The following is a 6328-nucleotide window of genomic DNA, read 5'->3' on the forward strand; positions in this document are numbered from 1 at the left end:
CACCGTCGACGATGGTGGTCTCGTCCTTGGTCACCACGACCTTGCGGGCGCGGCCCAGCATGTCGAGGCTGGCGGCGTCGAGCTTGAGGCCGACCTCCTCGCTGATGACCTGGCCACCGGCGAGGATGGCGATGTCGGTCAGCATGGCCTTGCGGCGGTCACCGAAGCCCGGCGCCTTGACGGCGACCGACTTGAAGGTGCCACGGACCTTGTTGACCACCAGGGTGGCGAGGGCCTCGCCCTCCAGGTCCTCGGCGATGATCAGCAGCGGCTTGCCCGACTGCATGACCTTCTCCAGGATCGGGAGCAGGTCCTTCACCGACGAGATCTTGCTGTTGGCGATCAGGATGTACGGGTCGTCGAAGACGGCCTCCATACGCTCCGGGTCGGTCATGAAGTAGGCCGAGATGTAGCCCTTGTCGAAGCGCATGCCCTCGGTGAGCTCCAGCTCCAGCCCGAAGGTGTTGCTCTCCTCGACGGTGATGACGCCTTCCTTGCCGACCTTGTCCATCGCCTCGGCGATGATCTCGCCGACGGTGCTGTCGCCAGCGGAGATGGAGGCGGTGGAGGCGATCTGCTCCTTGGTCTCGACGTCCTTGGCGAGCTTGGACAGCTCCTCCGAGACGCTCGCGACAGCAGCCTCGATGCCCCGCTTCAGGGCCATCGGGTTGGCGCCGGCGGCCACGTTGCGCAGGCCCTCGCGAACCAGGGCCTGGGCCAGGACGGTCGCCGTCGTCGTGCCGTCACCGGCAACGTCGTCGGTCTTCTTGGCGACCTCCTTGACCAGCTCAGCGCCGATCTTCTCGTACGGGTCCTCGAGCTCGATCTCCTTGGCGATGCTCACACCATCGTTGGTGATGGTGGGGGCACCCCACTTCTTCTCGAGCACGACGTTGCGGCCCTTGGGGCCGAGGGTCACCTTTACGGCGTCGGCGAGCTGGTTCATGCCCCGCTCGAGGCCGCGGCGCGCCTCTTCGTCGAACGCGATCATCTTGGCCATACGGCGTTGTCCTCCTGGACACTCACGGGCCACCCGAGATGTGTGCCCCGGATGGGCCGCCTGGTGTACGCACCTTGGGACGTCGCCACCTGGCGACGACGACGTCCTTCGGCCGGGCCGGATAGCCCGCGACGACCGGCCATGTGTCACCCCGGCGTCTCCACGCCGGTGCAACCTGGCCCCACCGTCCCGACCATTGGCACTCACGGTATGCGAGTGCCAATGACTTGTTTAGCACTCTCCCATGCCGAGTGCAAGCACGATGCCGCCGCTCAACCGAGTTCCGCAGCCAGTACGGAGGTGTTCACCGGCGCCTCATGGGCCCGCTGCTCGGCGTACGTCACCAGCAGACCGATGAGTTGGGCCAGGTGAGCGGGCAGGGCCAGCACGGCGGTGATACCGATCACGACCACCGCGCCGACCGCGGTGCCCGCCGAGGCGAACGGATCCGTTCCGAGCGGGGAGGTGCCCACCCCTTCCAGCACACCGGGGATCACCGTGCCGACGATCACCGCCGCGGCCACCAGGGCGACCCGACCGAGCAGCAGGCCCAGCCGATCATGGAACATCCGGAACGATCGACCGATCGGGTTGTGCCGCTCGAAGAGATAGACCGGGCCGGCCATGCTCAGCGCGAGGGCCAGGTAGATGCCCGGCAGCACACAGAAGCAGAGTCCCACGCCGATCAGCAGGCCGATCAGCAGGGTCCAACCCCACAGCCCGAGGGCCCGGCGCAGGCCGTAGCGCAGTGCCGACTCCAGGCTGACCGGCTGACCGGCCGCCTGCTTGGTGATCACCCAGGTGCCGGCGGCCCATCCGACGGCCTGCACCAACCCGACCAGCAGGCTGCCGCCGACCAGCAGGACCAGAAGGTTCAGCAGCTCGATGGCGAAGTTGTCAGGAAGCGCCGGGTTCGGACTCGACTCGGCCTGGGCGGCCCACTGCGCCGACGGGTCCAGCCCGAGCGAGATCACCGAGAGCACCGCCGCCGGCAGCACCTGGGTGAGCAGCACGATCGGCACCAACTGCCGCCAGCCCCGGCGCAAGGCTGCGCCACATCTGTCGAACCAACCGCCGAGGCCGGCGCCAGGCGGCGTGACCAGTGCGTCGTTCGGGTCGAATCCGTAACCCGGCGGGTACCAGCCGGCCTGCGGCCCCGGATACCACGGCTGCCCGCCGTAGGGGCCCGACCCGGGCGGGTAGCCCCCGGTGGGCGGGAACGTCCAACCCTGCTGCGGCGCACCGGCGCCCCAGGACCCGGTTACGGGATCCCAGCCGGGCGGCGGGCCGGCCGGGGGCAGGCCCGGGCCCCAGCCGGGCGGCGGGCCGGCCGGGGGCAGGCCCGGGCCCCAGCCGGGCGGCGGACCGGAGTGGCCGGGGCTGCCGGCGGGCGAGGACGGGTCCGGCTCCCCGGACCCGGCGGACGACGTGGGCGGGGGCGGCTGGTCGGTCATGAACGCTCCTCGGCATCGGCTGGAACGGTCACGATCTTCCCGGCTGGGTGCCCCTGCCGCAGCCCCGACTCACCGGGGCCGATCGGTCCGAAAGCTCAGCCGGTGACGCGTACGTGCTCGGCCTGCGGACCCTTCTGACCCTGGGCGATCTCGAACTCGACCCGCTGACCGTCGTCCAGCGCCTTGTAACCGTCCATCTCGATAGCGGAGAAGTGGACGAACACGTCCTGACCGCCGTCGACGGCAATGAAGCCGTAGCCCTTTTCGGCGTTGAACCACTTCACGGTGCCCTGTGCCACGGTGCACTTCCCTTACTCGCGCGGCCTTGCCTGACCCGGCGCACGGCGCGGCCGGGCGCCCCGACCACCGACTCAGCGATCGATGACCGCCATTGAGTGAGGTGACCGAAATCGCACGCTACACGAGGAGTGACGGCCGCGCACGGCCACAAATCGGACACACTCCGGGGCCACGCCGAGGTGACGGCGAGCGGGCACAGCTCACGAGAAGGCGGCCATCCCCTGTGGTAGGCATGCGGACATGACCACCGACATGGGCTCGCCGGCGGTGCGGCTGGCGGAGATCCGCCGGGTCCGGCCGGAGGACGCCGCCCGGATGCGGGCGCTGCGCCTGGAGATGCTGGCCGACGCGCCGTTGGCCTTCCTGGAGACCCTGGCGGACGCGGCGGCCCGGCCACACAACGAGTACGCCGCCCGGGTCGCGTACACCTCAGCCGGTTCCAGCAACGCGCAGTTCATCGCCGACCCCGGTGGCCGGCTGGTCGGGCACGCCGGCGGCACCACCGCCCCGAACGAACCCGGCGTAACCGTGATCTACGCCGTCTACGTCACGCCGACCTGGCGCGGCAGCGGGCTGCTCGGCGAGCTGATCGACGGGGTGGCCGCCTGGTCGCGCGCCTGTGGCCGACCGGAGCTGCTGCTGGAGGTGGTGGTCGGCAACGACCGCGCCTACCGGGCCTACCAGCGCCTGGGCTTCCAGGACACCGGGGTACGCGTCCCGCACCCCACCATCCCAGCCCTCACCGAACTGCACATGCGCCGCCCCGCCTAGACCCGCACAGCCACCACACCCCGCTCCCCCGCCGCCCCGGTCGCGCAGCATGCCGGAGCACCATGATCGTGCTCGATCTGCGATGTAGTGGTAACCATTCGCCGGAAGGCCACCAGATCCTGGATCGAGCACGATCATGGATAGAAAGAGGCCCCGGCCGGACACGTCAGCGACAACCGTGCCTACGGCGGGTTTCCGGGGCAGCCCGACCCGCGCAGGGATCAAGCCTGACCGCCCGGAGCGGGGCGGGCTGCCCCGGAAACCCTCAACCGCAAGGAAACGCGAGGCTGCCCCGGAAACCCTCAACCGCGACCGAGGCTCAGACGTGCCGCCGGGACTGCACGATCCGGAACCGGTTCGCCACGTACGCCCCGTCCGTCAGCGCCGAGTTGGCCGCCGCGTTGGCCCCACTGCCGTGGAAGTCGGAGAACGCCGCCGACTGGTTGACGAAGACACCTCCGGTGAGGTTGCAGGACAGGTGCACCCCGACCTCGACCGCCACCGCCTCGGCCGCGTCCAGCACCGCCTCGTCGGTGGAGTAGACACCGGCGGTGAGCGCGCCCTTCTCGCCGACCGTCCGGCGCAGCAGTTCCAGGCTGTGTGCTGTGGAGTCGGTGGCGATGGCGAACGAGATCGGCCCGAACCACTCCCGGCCGTACGTCTCCGCGTCGTCAGCGGTCAGCTTCACGATCGTCGGGGTACGCACCACCGCGTCGGCGTACGACGGATGCTCCACGGCGCGCGACTGAAGCACCGGCTCGCCGACCTTGGTCACCTCGGCCAGCCGCTCCAGCACCCCGTCGTTGACGATGGCGCCGGTGAGTTCGACACCCCGGGCCGGGTCCGCGGTGAGCTTGCCGACGGCGGCGGCGATCCCGCCGGCCACCTCGTCGAAGCTCTTGTGCCCCTGGTCGGTCTCGATGCCGCCGGCCGGGATGAGGATGTTCTGCGAGGTGGTGCACATCTGACCGCTGTAGAGGGTCAGCGTGAAACCGAGGTTGCGGCACATGCCGGCGAAGTCGTCGGTGGAGTCGATGACGACGGTGTTCAGCCCGGCCTTCTCGGTGTAGACCGAGGCCTGCCGCGCGTGCGTCTCCAGCCAGTCGCCGTACTCGGTGGAGCCGGTGAAGTCGACGATCTTCACGGCCCGGTGCAGGGCCAGGTCGCTGGCGAGCTTCTCGCCGGGCGCCTCCGCCGCCAACATGATCAGGTTCGGGTCGAAGCCGGCCTCGGCGAGCACCTCCCGGGCGTACTTCACGGTGATGGCCAGCGGCAGCACGGCGCGCGGGTGCGGCTTGACGATCACCGGGTTGCCGGTGGCCAGCGAGGCGAACAGCCCGGGGTACGAGTTCCAGGTCGGGAAGGTGTTGCAGCCGATCACCAGCGCCACCCCACGCGGCACCACGTGGAACGTCTTGGTCATCCGCAGCGGGTCGCCCTTGCCGGCGGCCTTCTCCCAGCCCGCCGTGCCCGGGTGCCGGGTCATCTCGGCGTACGCGTACGCCAGGGCTTCCAGCGCCCGGTCCAGCGCGTGCGCGCCACCGGCCTGGAAGGCCATCACGAACGCCTGCCCGCTGGTGAACTGCACCGCGTTGGCCAGCTCGAAGATGTTCTTGTGCAGCCGGTCGAGGATCTCCAGGCAGACGCCCACCCGGGCCTGCGGGCCGGCGTCACGCCACGCCGGCAGCGCGGCGGAGGCGGCGCTGACCAGCTCGCCGGGGCCGGCGTGCGGGTACCGCACCGCCAACTCCACACCGAACGGGCTCGTCTCGGTGGCGACCCGAGCGCCGCTGCCGGGCTGGTCGAGCGGAAAATCACCACCGAGGTACGCCTCGAAGGCGGCCTTACCGTCGGCGGCGGCGGTCTCGCCGTACACCCGGGGGCTGGGGGATTCAGGATAGGCGGACCAGTAGCCCCGCTCCGTGATCGCGGTCAGCGCACGGTTGAGGGTGTCGGCGTGCCTGTCGTACAGGGGATGCGGGGTCTCCGTCATGCCCGCCATCATGCCTGAGTCAGGTCCGCGAGCAGTAGCGCGAATGCCCGGCAGCGGCGCATGCCTGAGTCAGGTCCGCGAGCAGTAGCGCCGATACCTGTCAGAGGGTGAGCTGCCAGTCGGTCCAGGAGTCCACCGGGCGGAAGCCGAGCTGCTCGTTGATCGCCACCATGTAGCTGTTGCTTGTCGCGTTCCAGGTGTCGATCACCTGTATCGCCGGCTGGTGGGTGAGCAGGTGGTGCAGGTTCTCCGCCTTGGCGATGAGGCCGAGCCGGTGCCCACGGTGGGCCGGGTCGACGATGGTGATCTGCTGGAACGCGTGCCAGTCGGCGGAGGCACCCACGTCCAGCAGCGTCCAGGCGACAAGTCGACCGGACGCCTCGTGGCGCATCCCGAGGTGGTAGCGCCGCCGGCCCCGGGCGTCCAGCGCCCGCTCGTTGCCGCGGATGCGCTCGGCGTCCACCCGCTCCGGCTCCCACTGCACGTCGCCCATGGGCGCGTCCATCAGCAGCCGGCCGTCGAGGTAGGCGATGTCGGCGACGTACTCCGGCGGGGTGGCCCCCTGCCAGCAGACCGACTGGTAGCCCTCGGCCCGCGGGCGGGCCTCGGCGAGCGCCGCCCGCAGCGCGACCCGGTCGAGCTTGCTGACGTCGAGCCGTCGGCGCACCTCGGCGAGGGCGGGCTGCGCTCCGGTAGCGGCGGCGAACGCGTCACCGGCCACGCTTCGGGGCGGCCCGCCGGGCAGCGCGGAGACCGCCATCCCCACCACCCGCTTGCGGCCGTGTTCGCGGAGCAGACGCACGCCGTGCT

General features: G+C 70.6%; 6 protein-coding genes. 1 reads left to right on the plus strand and 5 read right to left on the minus strand.

Annotated elements, in window-relative coordinates:
- From groEL to KBX53_RS18645, 3 genes are all read right to left on the minus strand, one after another.
- On the minus strand, nt 1-1000 hold a 1000-nt coding region (groEL, locus tag KBX53_RS18635; protein ID WP_210860656.1), incomplete at its 3' end, for a chaperonin GroEL.
- 272 nt (nt 1001-1272) lie between these two features.
- Nucleotides 1273-2454 carry a hypothetical protein gene (locus KBX53_RS18640; RefSeq protein WP_210860657.1) on the minus strand — a complete coding sequence of 394 codons (1182 nt, stop codon included), beginning with the start codon at nt 2452-2454 and terminating at the stop codon, nt 1273-1275.
- 95 nt (nt 2455-2549) lie between these two features.
- A complete protein-coding gene (locus tag KBX53_RS18645; protein WP_030327804.1) occupies nt 2550-2753 on the minus strand; it encodes a cold-shock protein in 204 nt (67 codons plus the stop codon).
- Between the two features lie 241 nt (nt 2754-2994).
- Here KBX53_RS18645 and KBX53_RS18650 point away from each other — a divergent pair, with 241 nt between their 5' ends.
- A complete protein-coding gene (locus tag KBX53_RS18650; protein ID WP_030327805.1) occupies nt 2995-3525 on the plus strand; it encodes a GNAT family N-acetyltransferase in 531 nt (176 codons plus the stop codon).
- A gap of 319 nt (nt 3526-3844) precedes the next feature.
- Here KBX53_RS18650 and paaN read toward each other — a convergent pair whose 3' ends face one another.
- Both paaN and KBX53_RS18660 read right to left on the minus strand, forming a co-directional pair.
- Nucleotides 3845-5518, minus strand: coding sequence for a phenylacetic acid degradation protein PaaN (gene paaN / locus KBX53_RS18655; protein ID WP_210860658.1), 1674 nt, complete (start codon nt 5516-5518; stop codon nt 3845-3847).
- A 100-nt stretch (nt 5519-5618) separates the two neighbouring features.
- The coding region (locus tag KBX53_RS18660) for a GNAT family N-acetyltransferase (protein WP_210860659.1) at nt 5619-6328 on the minus strand (710 nt) is incomplete at its 5' end.

This window comes from Micromonospora sp. M51 (assembly GCF_018070305.1).
Taxonomy (GTDB): Bacteria; Actinomycetota; Actinomycetes; order Mycobacteriales; family Micromonosporaceae; genus Micromonospora; species Micromonospora parva.